The 24,742-nt window shown below is 42.8% G+C and carries 20 protein-coding genes; 6 read left to right on the top strand and 14 right to left on the bottom strand.

Annotated elements, in window-relative coordinates; translation table 11 throughout:
• Positions 1–19: 19 nt before the first annotated feature.
• The 3 genes from tatC to tatA are packed head-to-tail and all read right to left on the bottom strand — an operon-like array spanning position 20 to position 1,443.
• Positions 20–796, bottom strand: a complete 777-nt coding sequence (gene tatC, locus NI455_RS06555) for a twin-arginine translocase subunit TatC (RefSeq protein ID WP_005107926.1) — start codon at positions 794–796, stop codon at positions 20–22.
• A complete protein-coding gene (gene tatB / locus NI455_RS06550) occupies positions 793–1,215 on the bottom strand; it encodes a Sec-independent protein translocase protein TatB (RefSeq protein WP_005245947.1) in 423 nt (140 codons plus the stop codon). The genes tatC and tatB overlap by 4 nt, the downstream gene beginning before the upstream one ends.
• Before the next feature lie 9 nt (positions 1,216–1,224).
• The gene (tatA, locus tag NI455_RS06545) at positions 1,225–1,443 is read right to left on the bottom strand and encodes a Sec-independent protein translocase subunit TatA (RefSeq protein ID WP_005245949.1); all 219 of its coding nucleotides are present in this window, start codon (positions 1,441–1,443) and stop codon (positions 1,225–1,227) included.
• Between the two features lie 186 nt (positions 1,444–1,629).
• On the opposite strand from tatA, the gene NI455_RS06540 reads away from it, so the two are divergent.
• Complete coding sequence (locus NI455_RS06540; RefSeq protein ID WP_253113171.1) at positions 1,630–2,511, top strand: AEC family transporter; 882 nt, start codon at positions 1,630–1,632, stop codon at positions 2,509–2,511.
• 186 nt (positions 2,512–2,697) lie between these two features.
• Here NI455_RS06540 and rdgB read toward each other — a convergent pair whose 3' ends face one another.
• The 8 genes from rdgB to NI455_RS06500 form a co-directional block, all read right to left on the bottom strand.
• Positions 2,698–3,324 carry an RdgB/HAM1 family non-canonical purine NTP pyrophosphatase gene (gene rdgB / locus NI455_RS06535; protein ID WP_005245951.1) on the bottom strand — a complete coding sequence of 209 codons (627 nt, stop codon included), beginning with the start codon at positions 3,322–3,324 and terminating at the stop codon, positions 2,698–2,700.
• 104 nt (positions 3,325–3,428) lie between these two features.
• Positions 3,429–4,019 carry a tetratricopeptide repeat protein gene (locus NI455_RS06530; RefSeq protein WP_253113168.1) on the bottom strand — a complete coding sequence of 197 codons (591 nt, stop codon included), beginning with the start codon at positions 4,017–4,019 and terminating at the stop codon, positions 3,429–3,431.
• Positions 4,016–4,609, bottom strand: a complete 594-nt coding sequence (gene metW / locus NI455_RS06525) for a methionine biosynthesis protein MetW (RefSeq protein WP_004278415.1) — start codon at positions 4,607–4,609, stop codon at positions 4,016–4,018. Before metW ends, NI455_RS06530 begins: the two co-directional genes overlap by 4 nt.
• A complete protein-coding gene (gene metX, locus NI455_RS06520; protein WP_253113165.1) occupies positions 4,609–5,769 on the bottom strand; it encodes a homoserine O-succinyltransferase MetX in 1,161 nt (386 codons plus the stop codon). The genes metW and metX overlap by 1 nt, the downstream gene beginning before the upstream one ends.
• A 112-nt stretch (positions 5,770–5,881) precedes the next feature.
• Complete coding sequence (gene leuA, locus NI455_RS06515) at positions 5,882–7,579, bottom strand: 2-isopropylmalate synthase (RefSeq protein ID WP_253113163.1); 1,698 nt, start codon at positions 7,577–7,579, stop codon at positions 5,882–5,884.
• Between the two features lie 418 nt (positions 7,580–7,997).
• Positions 7,998–8,681, bottom strand: coding sequence for a Fe2+-dependent dioxygenase (locus tag NI455_RS06510; RefSeq protein ID WP_243474255.1), 684 nt, complete (start codon positions 8,679–8,681; stop codon positions 7,998–8,000).
• Between the two features lie 71 nt (positions 8,682–8,752).
• The gene (locus NI455_RS06505) at positions 8,753–11,038 is read right to left on the bottom strand and encodes a TonB-dependent receptor (RefSeq protein ID WP_253113161.1); all 2,286 of its coding nucleotides are present in this window, start codon (positions 11,036–11,038) and stop codon (positions 8,753–8,755) included.
• 314 nt (positions 11,039–11,352) lie between these two features.
• Complete coding sequence (locus NI455_RS06500; protein ID WP_253113160.1) at positions 11,353–13,608, bottom strand: TonB-dependent receptor domain-containing protein; 2,256 nt, start codon at positions 13,606–13,608, stop codon at positions 11,353–11,355.
• Between the two features lie 269 nt (positions 13,609–13,877).
• On the opposite strand from NI455_RS06500, the gene tig reads away from it, so the two are divergent.
• The 4 genes from tig (at position 13,878) to NI455_RS06480 (ending at position 18,236) form a co-directional block, all read left to right on the top strand.
• Positions 13,878–15,209 (top strand): trigger factor, encoded by a 1,332-nt coding sequence (gene tig, locus NI455_RS06495; protein WP_253113157.1) that lies wholly within the window; start codon positions 13,878–13,880, stop codon positions 15,207–15,209.
• A gap of 194 nt (positions 15,210–15,403) precedes the next feature.
• Positions 15,404–16,009, top strand: coding sequence for an ATP-dependent Clp endopeptidase proteolytic subunit ClpP (clpP, locus tag NI455_RS06490; RefSeq protein ID WP_004647427.1), 606 nt, complete (start codon positions 15,404–15,406; stop codon positions 16,007–16,009).
• A 29-nt stretch (positions 16,010–16,038) separates the two neighbouring features.
• Positions 16,039–17,349 carry an ATP-dependent protease ATP-binding subunit ClpX gene (gene clpX, locus NI455_RS06485; RefSeq protein WP_004278407.1) on the top strand — a complete coding sequence of 437 codons (1,311 nt, stop codon included), beginning with the start codon at positions 16,039–16,041 and terminating at the stop codon, positions 17,347–17,349.
• A 170-nt stretch (positions 17,350–17,519) separates the two neighbouring features.
• Positions 17,520–18,236, top strand: a complete 717-nt coding sequence (locus NI455_RS06480) for a DUF2846 domain-containing protein (protein ID WP_004278406.1) — start codon at positions 17,520–17,522, stop codon at positions 18,234–18,236.
• Between the two features lie 67 nt (positions 18,237–18,303).
• Here the strand turns inward: NI455_RS06480 and NI455_RS06475 are convergent, their stop codons facing one another.
• Positions 18,304–19,830, bottom strand: coding sequence for a fumarate hydratase (locus tag NI455_RS06475; RefSeq protein ID WP_253113154.1), 1,527 nt, complete (start codon positions 19,828–19,830; stop codon positions 18,304–18,306).
• A gap of 727 nt (positions 19,831–20,557) precedes the next feature.
• Between NI455_RS06475 and NI455_RS06470 the strand changes: the two genes are divergently transcribed.
• Positions 20,558–20,797 (top strand): DUF2171 domain-containing protein, encoded by a 240-nt coding sequence (locus tag NI455_RS06470; RefSeq protein ID WP_004729548.1) that lies wholly within the window; start codon positions 20,558–20,560, stop codon positions 20,795–20,797.
• Between the two features lie 231 nt (positions 20,798–21,028).
• Here NI455_RS06470 and pta read toward each other — a convergent pair whose 3' ends face one another.
• Positions 21,029–23,167 carry a phosphate acetyltransferase gene (pta, locus tag NI455_RS06465; RefSeq protein WP_253113151.1) on the bottom strand — a complete coding sequence of 713 codons (2,139 nt, stop codon included), beginning with the start codon at positions 23,165–23,167 and terminating at the stop codon, positions 21,029–21,031.
• 54 nt (positions 23,168–23,221) lie between these two features.
• A complete protein-coding gene (locus NI455_RS06460; RefSeq protein WP_114542258.1) occupies positions 23,222–24,442 on the bottom strand; it encodes an acetate/propionate family kinase in 1,221 nt (406 codons plus the stop codon).
• Between the last annotated feature and the right edge of the window lie 300 nt (positions 24,443–24,742).

The following is a 24,742-nucleotide window of genomic DNA, read 5'->3' as shown; positions in this document are numbered from 1 at the left end:
TTGTTTTGGCTGGTTATTGTTATTCAGTCTTTAACCGACGTTTTTCAATCAGTTTCCCTGCCAGCAAACCCAGTTCAAACAGTAGCCACATCGGGACAGCCAGCATGATCATCGACAGGGCATCCGGAGGGGTGACAAACATCGCTACAAAGAAGCAGCCCACAATAATAAAGCGCCGTTTCTCTACCAGAGTCTGTGTCGAAACTGCGCCAATCAAGATCAGAACCAGGGTAATAATAGGAATTTCAAAGGTAAAACCAAAGACCAGAAACAGCTTTAAACAGAAGCTGAGATAACTGTTAATGTCGGTCATCGGTGCCACAGTTTCCGGCGAAACACTGATAAAAAAATGCAGAATTGAGGGCAATGCCACAAAGTAGGCAAAGCTGATGCCGGTATAAAACAGCACGATACTGCCGATCAAAAGTGGCAAGGCCAGGCTCTTTTCTTTGGCATATAGCGCAGGCTTAATAAAGGTCCAAAGCTGATACAGGATAAACGGCATCGCGATCATCAGCGCGACAAAGAAGTTCAGCTTAAAAGGTGCCATGAAGGTTGCAGTGACATCCGTGGCAATCATGGTTGAACTGGCTGGTAGCTGTGCACGCAACGGTTCGGACAACCATTGATAAGTCTGATTAGCAAAGGGTAATAAGCAGAAAAACAGGCCAATCAGGACCGCAACCACTTTAAACAGATGCTTTCTTAAGATGATCAAATGCTGGGTAATCGGCATCTGTTCGAGGTTCAGTGCTGCAGCATCATTGGAGGCTGGTGTGGTCGGCAAGGATGTCATACGGCCACCTTCATTTCTGTATAGCGTTGTTCGGAAATCACGGTTTGAATTGCTGTAGGCTTGGGTAAATACACGGGTGATACAGGCTGTATCACCGGCTGATAGCTGAGCAAGGGCTGGACAGCTTGCGATTTTATTTTTACTTCATCGCTTACAATCGGCTGCTGCAAATTAGCCACTTGTGCCTGCATCTTGGCCTCCAGTTCCTGAATCCGCTGCATTTCAGCCTGCATCTGTTCACGTAGCTCAGACAGGCGCAATTCACGATCAAGATCATTCTGAACATTGCTCACCATACGCTTGATCTTGCCGTACCATGTTCCGACAAAACGTACTGCTTCCGGAAGCTTATCTGGCCCAAGAACCAAAAGCGAAATAATCCCGAAAATCAGCAGCTCGGTCATTCCAATATTGAGCATAGCGAACTCTTAACTTTTAACCGAATGTTCAGGAGTTTTGACCTGAGCATCAATGGTGCGTGGCTCTGCAAGCTGAGCTTGTTCTGCCTCTTCATCTTTGACTGATTTTTTAAAGTCTTTAATCGCGCCGCCGACGTCTTTACCCAGATTTTTAAGTTTTGATGTACCGAACAATAAAATCACCACAATTGCAAAAATCAGCACATGCCAAATTGATAATCCTGCCATTATTTTATCCTCTATATTTCATGCACCTATCTCAGCAGGCTTGTATGACAGCGCGGTGACGCTTTGATGACAGTTTGCCGACACGGCAGCAGGAGAAGGGCTTACTCATATAAAAAATTTCATAATTCAATGAAAAGTAGGCTGTGCTAGCATACAGTCTGATATGGAAATCTCAGCAGCATTGTCATGGCCTTGATTCTTCCCCTCCTGTCTTTTCTGATCGGTTATTGGGGTGTGCAATATTTAAAATCGGTTCGCCCTCTCTTGGCAGCTTTATTGGCACGGGTCCTGATTCCGGTACTGATTATTTACAATATGGTGTTTTACCAAGAGGGCAGTTTGTGGCTGATTGCCTTCAGCTTTTTCTGTTCCTGCGTATTCTTTGCCTTGTTTTATTTCACCCTGAAAAATAAACTGCGTGCCTTATGCCTGAGCTATTTAAATGGGGCATGGCTGGGAATTCCTTTTGCACTGGCAGTTTTTGGCCCGCAAGCGACCAGTACCGTAGTTGCCCTGTACATCGGTGGTTCCTTGTTTGGCAATGTCTGTGCGGTGATGGCAGTCAGTGAAGCCAGACAAGATAGCGGCTATATTTTAAAGAATGTGCTGCTCTCACCACCTGTGGTGGCACTGTCTGTAGCAGCTTTATTATCATTTTGGGATTTGAGTCATTGGCAGCAAGTGCCTTGGATAGAGATACTGTATCAGGCCAATAAAGTACTGGTCACTTTTAGCGGCATGTGTGTGCTGGGAATGTGGCTGAGCAATGTGCGGATCAGCCGCTTCGATTTAATGCGTAGTCTGCAACTGATTTTTTATAGAGGACTGTTTGCGGTTTTGCTGTGTGTTGTCGCCTATTATTATTTACCTATTCCGCAGCAGACGCTGACTTATGCTGTAATGCTGATGTTCTTTTTATTGCCTCCTGCAGCCAATATTGTAGCGCTGGAAACCCATTATCAGGGAACGGGCCATTCCGCCAAATATATTGCTTCGGGAACTTTGGCCAGTGCGATCTTGATTGCTTTATATGGGGCAGTGGTGCATGCGTTGATGCCAGGATTATAAAAAACATAAAAAGGTCCTCTTACCCCTAGGGAGAGAGTTAGAGAGGATGTAAAAGCTTTAGAAGGATGATTTTCCCTCTTCTTTTAGGAGATGAGAAACGCTGTTTCGCAAGGGGAGAGGTGTATTTTAAAAATCTCTCACCCCAGCCCTCTCCCAAAGGGAGAGGGCTGGGGTGAGAGGAGGAACTTACTTCTCCAAACTCTTCTTAAACAACTGCATCGCCTGTCCACGATGACTGATTTTATTTTTCTCTTCCTTACTCATTTCTGCACTGGAAATTCCGAGTTCCGGTAACCAGAACAACGGGTCATAGCCAAAACCATTTTCACCACGCGCAGCTTCCAGAATTTCCCCGTGCCAGATACCCTGAAAGACTTGCGGTAAGGGATCTTCGGCATGTTGAACCAGTGCCAGTACGCAAACAAACATGCCCTCAATCACTTCACCATCTTGGCGTAAGGGTTTGAGATCGGCCAGCAGTTTTTCATTATTGGCGGCATCGTTGCCATGCTCACCGGAATAACGAGCCGAGTAAATGCCGGGAGCGCCGCCAAGAACTGGCACACAAATGCCTGAATCATCTGCAATAGCAGGTTTTCCGGAAATTTTAGAAGCATGGCGAGCCTTAATAATCGCATTTTCTACAAAGCTTAGACCATCTTCGATCGCATCTTCGATATTCAACTTGCCCTGGGCCACGACTTCAACAGGCAGTTGTAGCTCGGCAAACAGTTTTTCAAACTCGGCAATTTTACCTTTGTTATTACTTGCCAATACCAGTGTGCCTTGGGATAACCAGTCAGTTGCAGCCATGTCAAAAACTCATTATTAGATAAAGAATGGGTGCTATTTTAGCAACGGATGAAGAATATGCGGCAATAAAAAAGCACCCGAAGGTGCTATTTATACAATTCGGCTTATTGTGCCTGAATCCATCTGTCGGCACGGTCACGCGCCTGACGGATCTGTTCTTGGGTCAGGTTGGCCGCTAAGGCAGTTTTCTTGCCTTCAGATAAAGTAATCACTTTATTGTCGAGCATGCCATCACGGGTAGACAGTTCATACCACTGGTAAGCGCCTATATAGTTTTTCTTTTTCTCTTCCATCATTGCCAGATTAAAGCTGGCACGGTTATCGCCACGGCTAGCCGCTTTTTCAAAATACTGACGCGCCAGCGCTTCATCTTTTCTGGTGCCAATACCATCTGCCAGCATACGGCCGACATTCAGCTGGGCAACTGCCAGACCTTGATCCGCAGCAGCTTTATACCAGGCAAAGGCCTGTCGTTCATCTTTTTGAATGTCTTTACCATACTGGTATTTGGTGGCCAGATAAAACTGTGCGCCGGCCTGACCAGCTTTCGCTGCTTTGGTCAGACTGTTGATATCCATGATGGAATACTGAGCCGCTTGACTGGCAACAGATGGACTAGGTGCAACATAATCTGCATGGGCTTGCATGCCAAAAAGTCCCGCCAGTAGCGTCGTACTTAATAATAATTTTTTCATAGCGCGCTCACTCGATAAATTGCGACTTCACCAAATAGATTAGGGAGATGCTTGCTCAGCAAACTATCTTCTTGATTCCCGTTCACAGCGAGTCGATTAATAATTTTGATGTTATTTTCCGCACAAAGTGCTTCAAAATCACGAAATGTACATAAGTGGATATTCGGGGTGTTATACCACATATACGGCAAGGCTTCAGAAACCGGCATTCTCCCTTTGATTGCCAGGAAAGAACGGGTCTTCCAGTGGGCAAAGTTCGGAAAGGTAATAATGGCCTGTTTCCCCACACGCACCATATCACGCAATAATACGTCAGGTGCATCTACAGCCTGCAAAGCTTGTGCCATGACCACATTGTCAAAAGACTGGTCGGCAAAACGGCTTAAACCGAGGTTTAAGTCCTGCTGGATGATATTTAACCCGCGACTGACCGCAATTGCAATCTTTTCCTGATCAATTTCTAATCCGTATGCACGAATATCGTGCTTTTTACTCATTTGTGCCAGCAGTTCACCATCGCCACAACCGAGGTCAAGTACGCTAGAACCGGGCTTAATCCACTTTTCAGCGAGTTGTTGATCGATACGCATTATATGGTCTCCTTCGGTGTTGCTTTCAGGTGTTCTTCACCCCCGAGAAATGCACGCAAAGATTTTACATAGAGCGGAATCGGGAACAGGAAGGAGTCATGGCCTTGTTCCGCATCAATATCCAGATAGCTGACAGGTTTATGGTTGCTAATTAAGGCATCCACGATTTCTTGCGAGCGGGCAGGGGTAAAACGCCAGTCAGTGGTGAATGACACCACCAGGAATTTGCACTGGGTATTGGCCATGGCTTTTTTGAGCGACTGTTCATATTCACGCGACGGATCAAAGTAATCCAGTGCCTTGGTCATGATCAGATAGGTATTGGCATCGAAGTTACGGCTGAACTGTTCACCCTGATAACGCAAATAGCTTTCGACCTGGAATTCGACATCGAAACCATACATAAATTTGCCTGATTTCAAATCGCGGCCAAACTTCTGCTTCATGGCTTCTTCGGACAGGTAAGTAATATGGCCCACCATACGTGCCAGAATCAGGCCACGTTTGGGATAGCTGTCATTTTCCAGATAACGGCCATTATGGAAATCTGGGTCTGACAAAATCGACTGACGTGCTACTTCGTTAAAGGCAATATTCTGTGCAGAAAGTTTCGGAGCGCTGGCAATAATCACGCATTTTCTTAAACGGTTTGGATAATCCACTGACCATTGCAATGCCTGCATGCCACCTAGTGAACCGCCAATGATGGCATCCCAGATATCAATCCCTAAACGGTCAGAGAGCAGGGCTTGGGTTTTGACCCAGTCGCGGACCGTAACCAGTGGAAAATCAGGGCCATAAGGACGGTTATCATTTTCAGGGTTTGGCGAGATCGGGCCGGTAGAACCGCTACAGCCACCAATATTATTCAGTGAAACCACAAAGAATTTTGAAGTATCAATGGCTTTGCCGGGGCCAATACATGAATCCCACCAGCCGGCTTTTTTATCATCTGCATGATGATAGCCTGCGGCATGGTGATGACCGGAAAGGGCATGACAAATCAGAATGGCATTGGACTTATCGGCATTGAGTTCGCCATAAGTTTCAACCATCAGTTCAAAACGTGGGAGGATGCGACCGCATTCAAGCTCTAACGGCTCTTCAAATTGGAACTTTTGTGGGACAACAATGCCCACTGAGTCAGCTGGAAAAGACACGGGGAGGATTCGCCTTAAATCTTTAGTATGAATAATAAAAGGATACCATTTGCCGGTATCCTTCTAAAGTCATTTTAGTGCTATGAATTATCGCAAATTCTAATACCGCCGTTTAGACCGCAGCAGCAATCACCTGATCAGTGCTTAAAACACCCTGATCAATCAGACGGTTGGTCGAGGCAATAATTGCTTCGATGGAAGAGGTCACGATGTTGTCATGTACCCCTGCACCAAAGGCAGATTTACCGGTACCTTTCACTTGGAGTTCGATCAAGGCCAATGCTTTGGCATGGGCACCTGAACTGATGCTGCGTTCTTCATAGTTGACGACATCAATCGGTAACTGAAGTGCATCCAGAATTGCAGAAATTGGGCCATTGCCTTCACCGCGGATACGACGGGACTGACCGTCAATTTCAAGGTCAAGCTCAATCACCTGATTGCCGTTATCATCTGACAATTTGTAGTTTTTCGCAGAATAGTGAACGTTTTTAGCATCCACATAGGTTTCCTTGAACAACTTCCAGATTTCGGTCGCGCTGATTTCAGTGCCTTGTTCATCGGTACGTTTTTGTACGATCTGAGAGAATTCAATCTGTAAACGACGCGGCAAGATCACGTTGTAGTTCGATTCTAACAAGTAAGCAATACCACCTTTACCTGACTGTGAATTGACACGGATCACGGCATCATAGTCACGGCCCAAATCTTTCGGGTCGATTGGCAAGTACGGCATATCCCAGATTTCTTCGTTTTTCTGGAACTCGAAACCTTTTTTGATCGCATCCTGATGCGAACCCGAGAATGCTGTGAAGACCAAATCACCGGCATATGGATGACGCGGGTGCACAGGTAAACCGGTACATTCTTCCACAGTCGCAATGATTTCATTGATGTTGGAGAAGTCCAAGTTTGGTGCTACACCTTGGGTATACATGTTCAACGCAATCGCAGCTACGTCAACGTTACCGGTACGTTCGCCATTACCAAATACACAACCTTCGACCCGGTCAGCACCAGCCATAATTGCTAATTCAGAAGCGGCAATGCCACAGCCACGGTCGTTATGGCAGTGAACTGAAATGATCACACCGTCACGACGCTGAATGTTACGGTGCATCCATTCGATTTGATCGGCATAGATGTGTGGACCTGAAACTTCTACCGTTGCAGGCAAGTTTAAGATCACTTTATTGGTCGGCGATGCTTCCCAAATTTCAGTGACTGCATCACAGACATCTTTTGCAACTTCTAATTCGGTTGCAGTAAAACATTCCGGGCTGTACTGGAAGATAAATTCAGTTTCCGGCTGTTTTGCGGCGTATTCTTTTACTTTCTGTGCAGCATTAATGGCTAACTGTTTTGCACCTTCTACATCAACATTTAAGACTTTGTTGCGGAATGTCGGCGAGTTGGAATTATAGATATGTACAATGGCACGTTTTGCGCCTTGTAAAGATTCAAAGGTACGTTGAATCAAATGATCACGTGCCTGAACCAATACCTCGATATAAACGTCATCTGGAATATGACCTTCTTCAATCAATTTACGGGTGAAATCGAAGTCAATTTGCGATGCAGACGGGAAGCCGATTTCAATATGCTTGAAACCGATTTTGACCAACATCTGGAACATCTTGAATTTTTGCTCCATGTTCATTGGCTCAAAGATCGCTTGGTTACCGTCACGCAGGTCGGTACTCATCCAGATTGGCGCTTTGTTGATTTCATTGTTCGGCCATTGACGGTCTGGTAAGTCCACACGTTGATACATGCGACGGTATTTTTTACTTGGATCAGCCAACATCATGAGAGAGCTCCTTATGCTGACTTGGGTACCGTAATCTTGGTTAAAGCGGTGCGTGGGTCAGCGGCATAGATTTTGTCTATTCATTGGGTTTTAGTGACAGTCTGGTTCAAACCTAAAATATGGTCTAAATATTGGTGGTTTAGCTTCACCAAATGCCTTACTTATAATTTAAAGTTTAATCCACTTATCCCGAAAAGTTTTTGCTATTTTTATGGATTTTAGTCGTATGGTAATAAAGATTTTCTTATAAAGTTTAATTGGTGAGAAATATTTTCACTTATTTTAAATATCGTATTTTATATTTTCTCGATTTGGACATAATTCGTTATTTATTACGTTCAATAGTGCCATAAAGCAATATATTTTGATAAACAATAGATCCAGTTGTTCTTAAAGATCATTGAAGACAGAGCCTCTTTTAAAGTTCAGCCCATTTACGCATTAAATTATGATACAGGTTGGTCAGTTTCATAACTTCTGCATGCTGATCACCCAGCTGCATTCTCAAGTTTTGAATACTCTGATCCAGATTAAACAGCATATGCCGCTCTGCATCATCACGGATCATGCTTTGTACCCAAAAAAATGAAGCAATTCGACAACCGGCAGTGATTGGCGTGACTTCATGCAAGCTGGTCGATGGATACAAAATCATATCGCCGGCAGGCAATTTTACTTCGTGATAACCGTAAGTGTCTTCGACCACCAGTTCACCACCGACGTATTCTTCAGGTTCACTCAAGAAAACCGTACAGGATAAATCCGTTCTAAGGCGTTCATTGCTGCCGCGAATCCGGCGAATCGAATTGTCGACATGAAAGCCGAAAGCTTCATTATTTTCATAGCGGTTAAAAAGCGGGGGAATGATATCCAGCGGAATCGCTGCCGATAAAAACAGAGCATGCTGTCCCAGCGATTCAAGAATGATCGTACTTAAATGCTGGGTCAGGGGATGATCTTCAGGTAATTGCTGATTCTGTTTCACGCTGGCAGAGAGTGTACCCGCGGTGACTTTGCCATTGACCCACTCAATCTTCTTCATCTCCTCACGGAAATATTGCACCTGTTCTTTGTTCAGTACATTTGGAATATGATGCAGCACGAGAAACCCCTGAATAATCGTCTTTTAAAAATAACATAGCCCCCATCAGGAGGCTATGCGGTTGCATTGAATTAATATTTAAAGTTGACTGCTAACACTGCACTACGACCTTCTGCTTCGGTCGCATAGTGAGATGAATAGGCTTTTGTGAAGTAACGTTCATCAGACAGGTTGTTGACGTTCAATTGTAAATCAACGTTTTTATTCACGTTATAACGTGCCATGGCATCATAGCGAACATAGCCTGGTACAAACTTGGTATTAGTAGCATTACCATAGACTTTATCCATTGCGACGGCACCAGCACCTAGGGTTAAAGCAGGAGTTACTGCATAAGTAGTCCAAAGGGTTGCACTGTTTTTCGCGACGTTTTGAACCTGATTACCATTACTTCTATTGGAAATGTAGATTGGAGCTGCTGTAGTGCCAATATTTTCATAACCACCATCAACTAACTCACTGTCTAAATAAGTATAACCAGCAGAAACTGCCCATTTATCCGTGATATTACCGTTTACGCCTAGCTCAATACCATCGACACGAGTTTCACCAATATTACTTGTGGTGCCATCATCTCCGGTCGCACGAGTATTGGTTTTTTCCGTGCGGAAAATAGCTGCAGTCAGGTTGAGCTTATCATTCAAGACATCCCATTTGGTTCCTAACTCCATGTTCCGGACTTCTTCAGGCTTTAGGTTGTTAATTGCAGCTGTAATCCCTTCAGAACCATCGCCACCATCTACACCGACTGGATTAGACGAAGTCGCATAACTTGCATAGATACTGCCATTTTCAACAGGTTTAAAGGTCAGGCCAGCTTGATAGTTGATAAAGTCTTTATCATTTTCAAGTTTAACAATTGTTCCTGCTGGAGTCGTAGTATTAAAACGACCTGCAAGCATGGTTTGCTCAGTTGAGTAGTCATCCCAACGTACGCCTAAATCTAAAAGCCACTGAGGGGTGAATTCAATACTATCCAGGAAATAAACAGACTTTGATTTGCTTTGAATATTGTACTGGTCGGCACCATTGGTACTTAATGTACCTGTCCATGGCCCACGGTTTGGGTTTTGTACCGAAGTACACCAGCCCGAAGTAATATCACCAGCGTTACAGGCATTGTGTACGTTACCTGTAGCGTTAACCCCATCAATAATGTATTGGGTACGGTCAGTTTCTTGGTCTGAATATTCGGCCCCCAGGTTAAAACTATGTTTAAGCATGCCTGTATTAAATTTACCGGTTAAAGCAAGTTGGTCGGTAAAAGCATCAGTATCTGCTACACGTGAGTTGGCACGTGCCCAGACATTGCCATTCAGTAAGAAATTGCCTCTTGAGTCATCTGGATTGGTCCAAAGGTAATCATTTTTAGACGTGTTATACACTGCCGTATTGCTAATGGTTAAGTTGTCCGTCAGATCATGTTCTAATTTAAGCGTTCCTGACTGATTTTCCTGTTTCTGGAAGTCACGATCTTTCCAGCCATAGTATTGACCTTGTTTAATATCAATTGGCTTGCCGTTGCCATTCAATCCTACATTTGCATTTGTGAGCGCAAATGGATTGTTATAAGGAATACCTGAATCAGGTGTGTCATCGGTTTTTAAATAGTAATAACTTAAAGTCGCGCGAGTAGGGGTGTCCAGACCAAAACTAATACTCGGTGCAATACCGGCACGTTTATATTCTGCACCGTCTTTCTGGCCTGCTTTTTCATTTTGATGCCCCATGACTGCAACACGTGCAGCAATACCATTACCAAAGTCTTTGTTGCCATCTAAAGTAATACGTTGATAATTGTCTGTGCCGCCAGCGACCGAACCTTCTAGAAAATCGCCTGCTTTAGCGACTTTAGAAATCATGTTAATGCTACCGCCAGTGGTGCCTGCACCGCCCATGGCAGAAGCAGAACCTTTGGTCACTTCAACTTGTTCTACCGCAAACATTTCACGGTTTTGTGAGGTGGCATTACGAACGCCGTCTACATACATCGAACTTTCAGAGTTATAACCGCGAATAAATGGGCGGTCACCGTTCGGGTTGCCACCTTCACCTGCACCCAAGGTAATCCCCGGAACTGTACGTAGTGCATCAGCTAAAGTCGTCACTTGTGTATCTGCAATCAGCTGTTTTGAAATCACTGAAACTGACTTGGGGGTGTCGAGTAAAGGCGCAACAAATTTGCTATTCGCAGATTGATCTACTTTTAAGCTGGGTGCTTGTTCAGCTTTGACTTCTTGATGAATCGTCTCTAACTGGATCACCTGTTCTTCCGCCATCGCAGATGCAGCTACCATTGATAAAGATGAAACAATTGCAGAGGAAACGATTTTTTTACGTGTTTTAATGAAGGTCATGTTAAACCTAATAAATGAATGCTAAAAATGTATGCGAATAATAATGATTCTTGTTTTTATTTTTATCTTTTTATCATGGGAATTCATGATCTTTAAGAAAATATTAAATGAGTTTTTAAATGTAATGATATAACAATATCTACTTAAGTTTTTGATTTTAATAAATATTGAAAAATTAATCTGATTATTAAATTTTTATTGAGAATAATGATGTCTATAAAGGGACATAAATTAGGGATTTTTCGTGGAGTACTAATCTAGCGATAATAAAAAACCCTGCCAGGGCAGGGTTTTAAATAACTTTCACTTAAATATTAGAAGTCATATGAAACAGATAGCCAGTAGTTACGGTCTGGAATATAAGTACCCGCTAAACCACTCGTTGTTTTAGTGTATAGGAAAGCATTTTCAACTTCGTTATCACTATTAATAAATGACTTATAGTCGCTAAAGTCTTTGTTCAATAAGTTATTCACACGACCTGAAACAGTAACTTGATTGTTGACTTTATAAGATGCACCTAAATTAAATAGCTCATAGGCTTTTAACTTATTGCCGACAGCATCAATTTCACGACTTACATTGACATCGCTTAAATCAGGATCTATGAAGCGTACACGATCAGATTTATATTCAGCTTCTAACCATGTAGTGAGCTTATCATTCACATACCAAGTTCCTGTGAAGTTCAAAGCATGACGAGGTGTATTTTCAATAGGATTACCTTTATTTTCACCTTCGGTAATTTCAGACTCTAGCCAAGTATAGTTTGCTTTTACATCAACGCTTGGAGAAATGTCATATTTAGCACTAAGTTCAACACCGTAGCTTTCAGCTTCACCTGCATTGCCTTTAAAGCTAAAGTTTTGCTGATTATCAAAACTGCCTACAGTCATGCAGTTGTTTGCAGGTGCTTGTCCTGTTGGACGACCTGCCCATAAACAGTTTTCAACGATGCGTGCATCACTGATAATAATATCTTTAAACTGAGTAAAGAACGCAGTGGTAGTTAAAGAGAAATTAGATAAGTTGTCGTAAACGAAACCAAGTTCATAGTTTGTGGTTTCTTCAGGCTTAAGATCTGGGTTGCCCAAAGTCACGTTTCGGCCTTGTGAGCTAAAACCATTAATTCCATTATGAAGGTCATTCGCTGTTGGAACTTTATAGCCAGTACTTACACCACCTTTTAAAATCCACTGATCATTGGTGTTCCAAACTAAATATGCGCGAGGTGTAAAGTGACCACCAAAAGCACTATGGTCTTCGTAGCGACCACCGAAAGTGAATGCAAGAGAATCCGTTAGATTCCACTCATCCTCAGCGAACACAGACCAAGAATCCTGTTCAAAAGCAACTCCATTACCTGCTGAGTTATCGATGGTTTCACCATCTTTATATTCAACACCAGTCGTAAGTTTATGGTTGCCAAGTGTTGAAATAATACGAGAATCAACGGTTAGGTCTTTATTTTCTAAAATACGATCTTGTGTACCATCTGAATAATAATTGTATTCAGGTACATTTCCTTTTGGAAGACGACGGCCTTCTTGTTCAGAAGAAACATAGCTTGCAAATGTTTTCCATTGACCTAAGTTAAGCTCAGCATCTACACCTGCAGAAATACGATCTCTTAAGAATTTGATCTCGTCTTTATATGAACCAATCCCTGATGGTAAACCTGTCGTACGGTTGAATTCGTAAAGTTCACCTAAACGGGCATCACTATTATCAAAACGTTGTTTAGCATGATCAAAGTCTACCCAAGTAGAGACGTTATCATTTATATTTAGCGTAAGTTTTGTACCCACAGCATAATTATTTGCTTCTACTGTACGTGGGTCACGACCTTGGCTACCTTCATCAATAGTTTTTGCGGGTGTAACAAGTCGATCTGATTGATCGCGGTGGAAAAACTCGCCACGTACTTGTATACCAAGTTTATCTTGAATCACTGGACCATTAACAACTGCACTGGTTTTCCAGTTATTACCAATATCAGAATTTTCTTGAATATTCTGTTCAACAGAAACGTTACCATTCCATTCTGATGCAACTTTCTTGGTAATAATATTAATGATACCGCCCATGGCATCAGAACCATAAAGGGTAGACATAGGACCACGAATGACTTCAATACGTTCAATAGAAGCTAATGGTGGCATAAAGCTTGTACTAAATTCACCAAAACCATTTGGACCAATTGAACCAGAAGTATTCTGACGCTGACCATCGATCAAAATAAGAGTGTAAGATTGATTCAGACCACGCATTTGGATATTTAAACCACCAGTTTTGCCTTGGCCATTTCGTACGTCGACACCTGGTACTTCACTGAGCGCATCTGCAATACTGGTAATACCTTTTTTCTTTAATTCTTCTGCGGTTACTACACTAATTGAAGCAGGCGCATTTTTAATATCTTGTTCAAAACCCGCCGCTGAAACCACAATCGTAGACATTTGATGTGTTGTTGTAGGAGTCGCTGTCTCGTTCACAGTCTCTGCAAAAGTAGATGTTGCTGTAACCCCAAGAATTGCCAATGTAAGTGGACGAAGACTAAAATTATGCATGACCAGATTCCCGAACCGAAGAATAAATTAGTATTGTTGCTCAAATAAGAAACTGGATATTAATGATAGTACTTATCATTTGCAATAAAAAATATACATTTTCTGCATTTAAGTGGGGTTGACTGAATATTTGAAAGGGTAGCAATTCGAATAAAAAAGACTTAAAAACTGGAACTCGCGCGTATTTTTTGTATATCCTTAAATGTTGTCATATAATGTGGCACATTTTTATAAACCTGTTATTACCAAATATATAGATAGAGGAAGCCATGCAAGTAACTTCTGAAGCGGTTTCGGGCGTTGCCCGTCGTTTAAATGTTTCTGTACCGACGAGCCGTATTAATGAGCAATTTGAAGCTCGTTTAAAACGCACTGCTAAAACTGCGAAGATCAACGGCTTCCGTCCAGGTAAAGTGCCTGTAAACGTCGTTCGTCGTGAATACGGCGCTGGTATCTACCAAGAAGTTGTCAACGACATCATTCGTGATACAGTTTTCGAAGCGATCCAGCAAGAAAAAATCAATGCCGTAGGCATGCCGAACATTGAAAAAACTGAAATGAAAGACGACGCTTTAGTTTATGAAGCGACTGTTGAAGTTTATCCAGAAGTTGACGTGAAATTCGAAGGCTTGGAAGTTGAACGCAAAGCTTCAGAAGTGAATGACAAAGACGTTGAGAAGATGATTGAAAATCTTCAAAAACAACGTGCTGCTTGGGCTGAAACAAAAGGCATGGCTAAAAAAGACATGCAAGTAACTTTTGATTTTGAAGGTTCAATCGACGGCGAAAAATTTGAAGGCGGTTCTGCAGAAGACTTCAAACTAGTACTTGGTTCTGGTCGTATGATCCCTGGCTTCGAAGACGGTATCGTTGGTATGAAGAAAGGCGAAGAGAAAGTGATTGATGTAACTTTCCCTGAAGACTACCAAGCTGAAAACCTTGCTGGTAAACAAGCTCAATTCAAAATCACTGTGAAGCTTGTTGAAAAGCAAAAACTTCCAGAAATCGATGCTGAATTCCTGAAAATCTTCGGTGTATCTGAAGAAGAAGGCGTTGAGAAGTTAAAAGCTGACGTTCGTAAAAACATGGAACGTGAAGTGAAGAATGGCCTTCGCAACCAGGTTAAAGGCGCGACTTTCGATGCACTTGTAGCTGCAAACGAAGTTGAACTTCCAGCTGCTATGCTTGCTCAAGAAATTGACCGTCAACGTCAACAAATGATCCAGCAGTTCACACAGCAGTTTGGTGCTCAAGGTGCGAAAGCATTTGATTCAAGCATGCTTCCAGACGAATTGTTCAAAGAACAAGCTGAAAAATCTGTAAAACTTGGCGTACTTGTAAGCCGTGTTTTAGCTGATGCGAAAATTGAAGTAGATGCTGCACGCGTTGAAGCGTACATCGAAGACATGGCTTCTTCTTATGAAGATCCAAACGAAGTAATTGAATACTTCAAAAACGATGCGCAACAACGTGCTCAAATCGAAGCAGTTGTACTAGAAGACCAAGTTGTTGATTACATTTTGGCTTCTGCTAAAGTAACTGATGCGACTGTAAGCTATGAAGACTTATTGAAAGAGCAGCAAGCTCGTCAACAAGGCTAATTTAGCTTTCGATAAAAAAGGCGCTTAATGCGCCTTTTTTTCATATTGATGCCTGAAAAAAGCATTTCTGTTTTTCACAAAACTAATGCAAAAAATATAATGGATTTGTTGGCGAATTTTTTGCAATTTCAGTGATTATCCCTCATATTGTGATTATGGGTTAGGTCACAAAAAATTTAGGAATAAATAAACGTATGTATGTTCCAACGATTGAAAACGCTTTAGTGCCAATGGTGGTAGAACAATCCTCTCGTGGTGAGCGTTCTTTTGATATTTATTCACGCCTTTTGCGTGAACGTGTAATTTTTATGACGGGCGAAGTTGAAGACAACATGGCGAACCTGATCGTTGCGCAAATGTTGTTTTTAGAGGCGGAAAATCCAGATAAAGATATTCATCTATATATCAATTCACCAGGCGGTTCGGTAACTGCGGGTATGGCGATTTATGACACCATGCAGTTTATCAAACCTGATGTCGTAACGTACTGCATGGGTCAGGCAGCATCAATGGGTGCGTTCCTGCTGAATGCTGGCACCAAAGGCAAGCGTTATTGCCTTGAAAATGCCCGTGTCATGATTCACCAGCCATTGGGTGGTTTCCGTGGTCAGGCTTCAGATATTGAAATTCATGCACGTGAAATCCTGTTTATTAAAGAACGTTTAAACCGTTTAATGGCTGAACACAGCGGTCAGGATTACGAGAAAGTTGCACGTGATACAGATCGTGACAACTTTATGACTGCGCAGCAAGCGAAAGAATACGGTCTTGTGGACGAAGTTTTAACTAAACGTCCATAAGTTTTAAAGATTGAGATAGTGGAGTAAATATGTCCGAACATCCTCAAGGACAAAAGCATTGTTCATTTTGCGGTAAAACGCAGTCTGAAGTCGGGAAGCTGATTGCAGGCGAGGACGCATACATTTGTAACGAATGTGTGGACGTATGCTTAGATTTGGTTCAAACCAGTCAGCAGGTGGAAACGAATGACTGGGCCAATCGTCCTTTGCCGAAACCGCATGAAATTCGTGCGGCCTTAGATCAATATGTGATTGGTCAGGACGTCGCGAAAAAAACCTTGTCAGTTGCGGTTTATAACCATTACAAGCGCTTGAAAGTGCAAAATAATGGCAAGAAAGCTGATGATTCAGTCGAGCTTTCAAAAAGTAATATTATGTTGGTTGGTCCGACAGGATCGGGCAAAACCTTGCTTGCACAAACGCTGGCACGTCTTCTTGATGTTCCATTTGCCATGGCAGATGCAACGACACTGACCGAAGCCGGTTATGTGGGTGAAGATGTAGAAAACATCGTACAGAAGCTACTGCAAAAAGCCGATTACGATGTCGAAAAAGCGCAAAAGGGCATTATCTATATCGACGAGATCGACAAGATTACCCGCAAGTCTGAAAACCCATCCATCACGCGTGATGTATCGGGTGAAGGTGTTCAGCAAGCATTATTGAAAATGATTGAAGGTACGGTTGCATCAATTCCGCCACAAGGTGGACGTAAGCATCCGCAGCAAGAATTCATTCAGATTGATACCTCGAACATCCTGTTTATCTGTGGTGGTGCATTCTCAGGACTTGAGAAAATTGTACAGCAACGTCAGGAAAAAGGTGGCATCGGCTTTACTGCAGAAGTGCGTAAAAAAGATGAAACCAAGAAGCTGTCTGACTTGTTCCGTCAAGTTGAAGCAACTGACCTGGTAAAATTTGGTTTGATTCCAGAATTTATTGGTCGTTTGCCAGTAATTGCCACTTTGGACGAGTTGGATGAAGAAGCATTGATGCAGATTCTGACTGAGCCGAAGAATGCGTTAACCCGTCAGTATCAACATCTGTTTGATATGGAAGATGTGGATCTGGTTTTTGAAGAATCGGCATTACGTGCAGTGGCTAAGAAAGCAGTTGAGCGTAATACAGGTGCACGCGGTCTACGTTCGATCCTAGAAAATTCATTGCTGGAAACCATGTATGACTTGCCAAGCCGTAGCGATGTCGGCACTGTCGTCATCAATGAAGCCGTGATTAAAGGTGAAGCAGAGCCGGAATACCGTGCCGAGCGTCAGCCACATGATCAGCAAGAGACAGCAACAAAAATAGATTTAAAGGTGGTAAATAGCAAATCTGCTTAATTGCTATTCGTCCGAAACGTGCGAAAACTCCGTGTTTTCGCACGTTTTTTATTTCCAAAAATAAAGCTCGGTGTTAATCTGATTCACTAGGCGTGGATGCCTAAAACTTATAAAAAACAAATCGCAAAGCACTTGCATACAAAAGAATAAAGACGCAGTGAGGGATAAGCATGCGTGGAGTCGCAATTGTACTCATCAGCAGTTTGGCATTGCTGGGGTGTCATGGTAAGAAAGCCGTCGTTGAGCCTACACAGCCACTCAGCACTTTAAAAAATATCGATCTTGAAAAAAAACCGGGCTTCGTCGAGCAGCATCGTATTGGCATGTTCACCATTGGTGGTTGGGTCAATCAAAAGCAGGGAAACCAGTTTCAGACGGTGAAACCGCAGCATGATGAAGCCGCCATCGTGTATTTATACCGGCCCGATTCTAAATGGAATCGTCAGGAAATTGTCGCTGCCAGCCTGTTTATCAATCAAGAACATATTCCAAGCTTATTGCACAACCATTATTACTGGATTGAAGTGCCTGCAGGGACCTATCGTTTGAGTACCAGTCGACCGCTAGGCGCGCTGCATTTCCAGAAACCTAAATATCTGGATTTTACTGTCGAAGCGGGACAGTCTTATTTTATTAAATATGATGAAGAGAATATCAGTACACGCCGGAGTGTTTCAGGGCCACTCATGCTGATGCCGGAAAAAGTTGGTCTCAATGAAATTGCTTTTACTCAGCTAAAATCAGACAGTTTTAACTTCGTAGCACAAGATCAGGAAACTGGCCAGATTCGTAAAAAAGCCCAAAAAATTGAACCGACTGCTTATGATCCATCATTGGATGTACAGCTAAAAGCACCTTTTAAAATTTGGGATCCACGGACTTGGTAATTGACATTTTTTTGAGCAAACATCATAAAAAAGCACCCTGAATGGGTGCTTTTTTATACAGATTTAATTAGCCCGCAGCAGCGTCAACTACTGGAATCTTACCAATTTTTGCTTGCCAGATTTTAGGTGCAGTCGCGTGAATAGAAGTACCATTCACATCAACCGCTACAGATACCGGCATATCTTTTACCACAAACTTGTAAATTGCTTCCATACCCAGGTCAGCAAAGGCAACCACTTCAGCTTCGCGAATAGCTTTAGACACGAGGTAAGCAGCACCACCGACAGCCATCAGGTAAGTTGCCTGGTTGTCTTTAATGGCTTCAACGGCAGCAGGACCACGGTCTGCTTTACCGATCATGCCGAACATGCCAGTTGCTTCAAGAACTTGACGCGTAAATTTATCCATACGCGTAGCCGTTGTTGGGCCAGCAGGGCCTACAACTTCGTCGCCGACTGGATCAACAGGGCCAACGTAGTAGATAAACTTGCCTTTCAGATCAACAGGAAGTTCTTCACCGTTGTTCAGCATGTCGACCATACGTTTGTGTGCAGCATCACGACCTGTATAGATTGTACCGTTAAGAAGAAGTGTATCGCCTGGTTTCCAGCTATTCATTTCTTCTTGGGTAATCGTGTCAAGGTCAACACGTTTAGAAGTTGAAGAATCCCATGTTACTTCAGGGTAGTCTTCAAGTTTTGGTGCGATGATGTTGGCAACACCCGTACCATCAAGTGTGAAGTGTGCATGACGAGTCGCAGCACAGTTCGGGATCATACCGACTGGCTTACCAGCAGCGTGACAAGGGTAATCCTTGATCTTAATATCTAGAACAGTGGTTAAACCGCCAAGACCTTGTGCACCAATACCCAGAGCATTTACTTTTTCGAAGATTTCGATACGAAGCTCTTCCATTTTGCTTTGTGGACCACGACGAAGCAATTCGTCCATGTTGATCTCTTCCATCAATGCTTCTTTGGCAAGCATCATGGCTTTTTCAGCAGTACCACCGATCCCGATTCCCAGCATACCTGGTGGACACCAGCCTGCACCCATGGTTGGAACAGTTTTCAGTACCCAATCCACGATTGAATCAGATGGGTTTAACATTGCTAGTTTAGATTTGTTTTCTGAACCGCCACCTTTGGCTGCCACAGTGATATCTACTTTATTACCAGGCACAAGCTTGTGGTAAATCACGGCAGGAGTGTTGTCTTTGGTATTTTTACGACCAAATGCAGGATCGGCCAGAACTGATGCGCGAAGCACGTTCGAGTTTTCTAAATAACCCTGACGTACGCCTTCATTGATTGCATCATCCAGGCTCATGGTTAAATCGAATTTAACGTCCATGCCCACTTCAACAAATACGTTGACGATACCGGTATCTTGACAGATTGGGCGGTGGCCTTCTGCACACATGCGTGAGTTAATTAAGATTTGTGCGATCGCATCTTTAGCAGCTTTGTTCTCTTCACGATCATACGCACGGCTCATCGCTTGGATAAAGTCTTGTGGGTGATAGTAAGAAATGAACTGAAGCGCATCTTTAACCGATGTGATCAAGTCATCTTGCTTGATAATAGTTGTCATACAAATATCTCTTGAGCGGGCTGATAGCTAGCGGGCTAAATTATAAGACAAAAGAATCGGGTTGTGGGCATTTTGGGCGAGCATTGGCCGAAAGTTTATAGTTTAAGCAATCTGAGCAAGGACTTTAGCTATTCAATGGGTCAAATATGACAGCAAGTTGTCATATTCAGTGTCATATTTCAGATTAAAAATACGCATAATTTTGCTTATTCCGTTTTAAGTAATTGAATTTTATTAATTATTTTAAATCTAATAAAAAACCAGATTGTCATATAACTGTCATAAAACTTTTACATAATGCAGCTATTGAAACGGGAGATCCTAACAATGGTTACAGGTATTTTGATGGCAGCTGGTTTTTGTGTATATATCGCTGCAACTTGGATGTACGGTCAGAAAGAAGATCAAGCCTAAGCTTTATCTTCTTTTTTATTTTAAGACCTCAAAGAATTAACCTATCTTCAAATCTTCAAATCTTCAAATCTTCAAATCTTCAAATCTTCAAATCTTCAAATCTTCAAATCTTCAAATCTTCAAATCTTCAAATCCAGTTATAAAAATATTTGAAAACTCAAATTTAAAAAGCATCTCTCCTATAGCTTACTCAAGCCATGTTGACCATTTACATTTTTAACCCAGAAAAACTCAAAGCCTGAAAACCCTTACACATGCGGCATTTTTTATTGCTTAGACTGTTTCTCTCAACTTCTAGAAACAGGCAAGTAGAATGAACAATTTTAATGCAAGTGATATTAAAGAACATGCTTCAGTCATTGCTTCATGTGGTACTCAAGTCGGGAAGGTGGACCATTTAGAAGGTCAGGATTCAATTAAATTAACAAGAAGTGATGATGAAAATAATGAGCATCATCTGATTCCCTTGAGTTGGGTAAGTGAAATCAAAGACGATAGCGTCGTGCTCAATAAAACTGCGGAAGAGGTACGTAAAGAGTGGACTACCTTATAAGAAATTAAAGTTAGTGGACTGAAAAGCAGGGCTGCTTCAGCTTAATTTTTTATGTCACAGACTTTATGAGTAACCGTTGAAAATGCCAGTTCGAAAGACTGGCATTTTTATTGTTTATTAAAACGAGATAATGATCGCGTGCTGAATTTATTGAAGCTATGAGTGTTTTTTTATAAAAAAACCACCTGATTTTTCAATCAGATGGTTTGGAAAACTTAAATTCAAGAAGTATTAAGCTTCTTGCTGCTCGGCCTGAATCGCGGTTAAGGCAATGGTAAACACGATGTCATCGACCAAGGCACCACGCGACAGGTCATTGACCGGCTTATTCAAGCCTTGCAGCATTGGTCCAACACTGACTACATTGGCAGCGCGTTGAACCGCTTTATAAGTAGTGTTACCGGTGTTCAGATCCGGGAAAATAAATACATTGGCACGTCCAGCCACTTGTGAATCAGGTGCCTTTTGGCGACCTACACTTTCTACAGATGCTGCATCATATTGTAATGGACCATCAATCAGCAGGTCAGGGCGGCGTTCTTTGGCAATCCGTGTGGCTTCAGCGACTTTTTCCACATCTGCGCCGGTACCGGAAGTTCCCGTCGAATAGGAAATCATCGCAATCCGTGGATCTATACCAAAGGCTTTGGCAGAATCGGCGGACTGGATTGCAATTTCGGCCAGCTGTTCTGCATCAGGGTCCGGATTGATCGCACAGTCACCATACACATAGACTTCATCTGGCAACAGCATAAAGAATACGGAAGATACCAGAGAATAATCTGGAGCAGTCTTGATCAGCTGAAAAGCAGGACGTACCGTATTTGCTGTGGTATGTACTGCACCAGAAACCAGGCCATCGACTTGATCCAGTGCCAGCATCATGGTGCCAAGTACTACCGTATCTTGTAGTTGTTCACGGGCTTGCAGTTCATTGAGCTTGCCTTTACGCAGCTCGACCATCTTGTCGATATAGTTTTCACGCACCAAATCCGGGTCAAGAATTTCCAGATCTTCAGGCAATTCAATGCCGCGCGCTTTGGCTACTTCTAGCACAGCTTCAGGCTTCGCTAGCAAAATACATTGCGCAATGCCACGGGACTGACAAATGGCCGCAGCCTGTACGGTACGCGGTTCATCACCCTCTGGCAGTACAATACGTTTTTTCGCAGCAATCGATTTCTGTACCAGTTCATGACGGAAAGCGGAAGGTGACAGACGTGGCTTATAAGAACCATTCAACATTTGATTCAGCCATTCCGGATTGATATGGCTTGAAACAAAACGTGTCACCTGATCTGCACGTTCGGTATCATCCACTGGAATTTCATTGCTGAGATTTGCCAGTTTTTGTGCGGTTTCAAACGTGCTGAGTGGTGTATGTAAAATCGGTAAACCTTGCTTGATGGCAGCCTGGCAGAATTCCAGTACATGATCATTTGGCTGTTGATGTTCAGTCAGCACCAGACCGGCCAAAGGAATCCCATTACTGCTGGCCAGACTACTTGCCAGTAATACATCAATCCGGTCAGAGGCACTAATAATTAATTCGCCAGCTACAAACTTATGTAGTTCATGTTCAATATTGGCTGAAATCAGACTACTGTGTTGCACACGGCGCTGTTTGGCTTCGCCTTCATTAATCCAGTAAGCAGAAATATGGGGAGCCAGATCAGACATGCGTGGCACACTTAAGGTTTTACTGAAAGGCACCAAGCCAATCACTGGCAATTTTTCAGAACCAATATGCGGATGCGTCTGCTGAATAGCTGTAATAAATTCGGCGGTTTCAGCTTTAAGGCGTAAATCTGGATTCAGCGTGACAGGAATCTGCGCAGATTCTTCAGGCAGGCCTTTGGTGCGCATTAACATGATACCTGCCAGACGGGTAGAGCTAGCGCCACCAAAATTACGCAGCTGATGTTCAACTTTGTCTGCGGTTTGGCTTGGCTGCTGAATATTGGCATTGCTGACCACAATAACTTTGGCATCAAGAGCTTGTGCCAGTGAAGCATTCAAATCATCGGCAAAACTGTCCTGAGTATTTGGCAGCAGACCTTCGACAATAATCAGGTCATGCTGTTTAGCAATTTGACGATGCAGACGTACCGCTTCTTCAAGCAATTCATCCTGTTCACCCAGATTGATCTGCTGCAAGACTTTGCTATAACGGATGGGTTCAACAGTTTCACTTTGAGAAATATGACGATACAAAGCCGTGGTTCGGTCTTCGATTTCATTCAATTCCTGGGCAAAAGGTTTCAGGAAACCAGCTTTTACCCCTTGGCATTCCAGTGCATAAATCAGGCCCAAACATGCAGAAGTTAAGCCTACGCCTTCCCCAGTGGGAACCAATAAAATCGTTTTCATAAGTGATATCAGTCGCAGAATAATAAAAATCAGTTAAAAAGTGGCTAAGCCTGCTTATGCAGGCGTTACCTCAGCTTTAGACTTTTTTGCAGTATTGCGCTCCACCTCAAGTTCAACCACACTTTGAACTTCTTGTGCGATACGGCCTTCTTCATCTGTTGGCACTACCCAGATTTGTGGGCCTGTACCTGAATCGATCCGACCTTCAGTACCGCGTTTCAATTCATTGTTGGCGTTTTTATCCAGATTGAAGCCGAAGTGGGGCAGGTAAGTCATGGTCTTTTCGCGGATATAGGCTGAATTTTCGCCAATACCGCCAGTGAAGAACAGACCATTAAGACGTGGCAGACCACAGCTCAACGCTGCCAGAGATTTAGCTAAACGGTAGCAGAATACTTCAATCGCCAGTGCGGCATCTTCATTGCCTTGTTCTGAAGCTTCAATCAGGGTACGCATGTCATTCGACAGGTCAGACAGACCCAAAAGACCACTTTGGCTATTCAGCATCTTGTCAATTTTATAAATGTCCCAACCCAGGTTTTTCGCCAAGAAACTATGCAGGCTTGGATCGACATCACCACTGCGTGTGCCCATAACAATGCCTTCAAGCGGAGTTAAGCCCATTGAAGTATCTACACTTTGCCCATTCCAAACGGCACAGGTCGAGCTACCATTACCTAAATGCGCAGTTAACCAGCCACCTTGTTTGAAACTACCTGCCAGTTCAGAACCACGTTCTGAAACATAGGCATGACTAGTCCCGTGGAAGCCATAGCGACGCACACCATGAGCAGTATATAAAAATTTCGGCAGGGCATAACGATAAGCATGCGCTGGCATGGTTTGATGGAAGGCAGTATCAAATACTGCAACTTGTGGTAATTCCGGGAATAAGCGTTTGGTTGCTTCAATACCAATTAAGTGTGCCGGATTGTGTAATGGCGCAAGCGGCGTTGCTTCACGAATTTTTTCAATAATCTCGTCATTGATCAGTTCAGCCTTGGTCAGGCTGCCACCATGTACGACACGGTGACCGATCGCGTCCGGACGGTAGTTGGCCAGACGTTCAAGACCCACTTCAAGTGCTTTTTTGTGGTCAGCAAATGGAATATGGATATCGACTGGCTCATTGCCAACCGTTACACCTTTAATGCGAGCATTCTCTGTGCCTAAGTTCTCAGCTAAACCATGAATACGGAAATTCTGCTCCTCAAGAAGTAATGCAAACTTGATTGAAGAAGAGCCACAATTAATAACTAATACTGATTTAGACACGATTGATTACCCAATTTTTAATTAAAATTCTCGTCCATTTGCTTGACCCAATTGCGGACAATGAAGCAGCAATCCAGATCAATGAATATGTTTTAACATTTGTTTTTTTTCTGTCCTAGATAGACTTTAGCAGATTAGACTTAAGCATTATCGACCGATTTAACAATAATAACTAAAATTTATCAGTTCATAGTTTTCATTTATAAATAAAATGATGCTGAAGAGATGATCAATAAGAATACTCAATTCTGCTTAAATTTAATTTTAGAACAAATTGGTTTTTAGTTTAGCGCCTGAAAA

Origin of the sequence: Acinetobacter lwoffii, from assembly GCF_024129435.1 — a bacterium.
Classification (GTDB): Bacteria; Pseudomonadota; Gammaproteobacteria; order Pseudomonadales; family Moraxellaceae; genus Acinetobacter; species Acinetobacter lwoffii_F.
The sequence above is the reverse complement of the archived record's forward strand: the minus strand, read 5'-3'. Positions and strand labels throughout refer to the sequence as shown.

Coding starts and splice junctions, on each gene's coding strand:
- tatC (WP_005107926.1), bottom strand. CDS start 796: ATGACATCCTTGCCGACCACACCAGCCTCCAATGATGCTGCAGCACTG.
- tatB (WP_005245947.1), bottom strand. CDS start 1,215: ATGCTCAATATTGGAATGACCGAGCTGCTGATTTTCGGGATTATTTCG.
- tatA (WP_005245949.1), bottom strand. CDS start 1,443: ATGGCAGGATTATCAATTTGGCATGTGCTGATTTTTGCAATTGTGGTG.
- NI455_RS06540 (WP_253113171.1), top strand. CDS start 1,630: ATGGCCTTGATTCTTCCCCTCCTGTCTTTTCTGATCGGTTATTGGGGT.
- rdgB (WP_005245951.1), bottom strand. CDS start 3,324: ATGGCTGCAACTGACTGGTTATCCCAAGGCACACTGGTATTGGCAAGT.
- NI455_RS06530 (WP_253113168.1), bottom strand. CDS start 4,019: ATGAAAAAATTATTATTAAGTACGACGCTACTGGCGGGACTTTTTGGC.
- metW (WP_004278415.1), bottom strand. CDS start 4,609: ATGCGTATCGATCAACAACTCGCTGAAAAGTGGATTAAGCCCGGTTCT.
- leuA (WP_253113163.1), bottom strand. CDS start 7,579: ATGATGTTGGCTGATCCAAGTAAAAAATACCGTCGCATGTATCAACGT.
- NI455_RS06505 (WP_253113161.1), bottom strand. CDS start 11,038: ATGACCTTCATTAAAACACGTAAAAAAATCGTTTCCTCTGCAATTGTT.
- NI455_RS06500 (WP_253113160.1), bottom strand. CDS start 13,608: ATGCATAATTTTAGTCTTCGTCCACTTACATTGGCAATTCTTGGGGTT.
- tig (WP_253113157.1), top strand. CDS start 13,878: ATGCAAGTAACTTCTGAAGCGGTTTCGGGCGTTGCCCGTCGTTTAAAT.
- clpP (WP_004647427.1), top strand. CDS start 15,404: ATGTATGTTCCAACGATTGAAAACGCTTTAGTGCCAATGGTGGTAGAA.
- clpX (WP_004278407.1), top strand. CDS start 16,039: ATGTCCGAACATCCTCAAGGACAAAAGCATTGTTCATTTTGCGGTAAA.
- NI455_RS06480 (WP_004278406.1), top strand. CDS start 17,520: ATGCGTGGAGTCGCAATTGTACTCATCAGCAGTTTGGCATTGCTGGGG.
- NI455_RS06475 (WP_253113154.1), bottom strand. CDS start 19,830: ATGACAACTATTATCAAGCAAGATGACTTGATCACATCGGTTAAAGAT.
- NI455_RS06470 (WP_004729548.1), top strand. CDS start 20,558: ATGAACAATTTTAATGCAAGTGATATTAAAGAACATGCTTCAGTCATT.
- pta (WP_253113151.1), bottom strand. CDS start 23,167: ATGAAAACGATTTTATTGGTTCCCACTGGGGAAGGCGTAGGCTTAACT.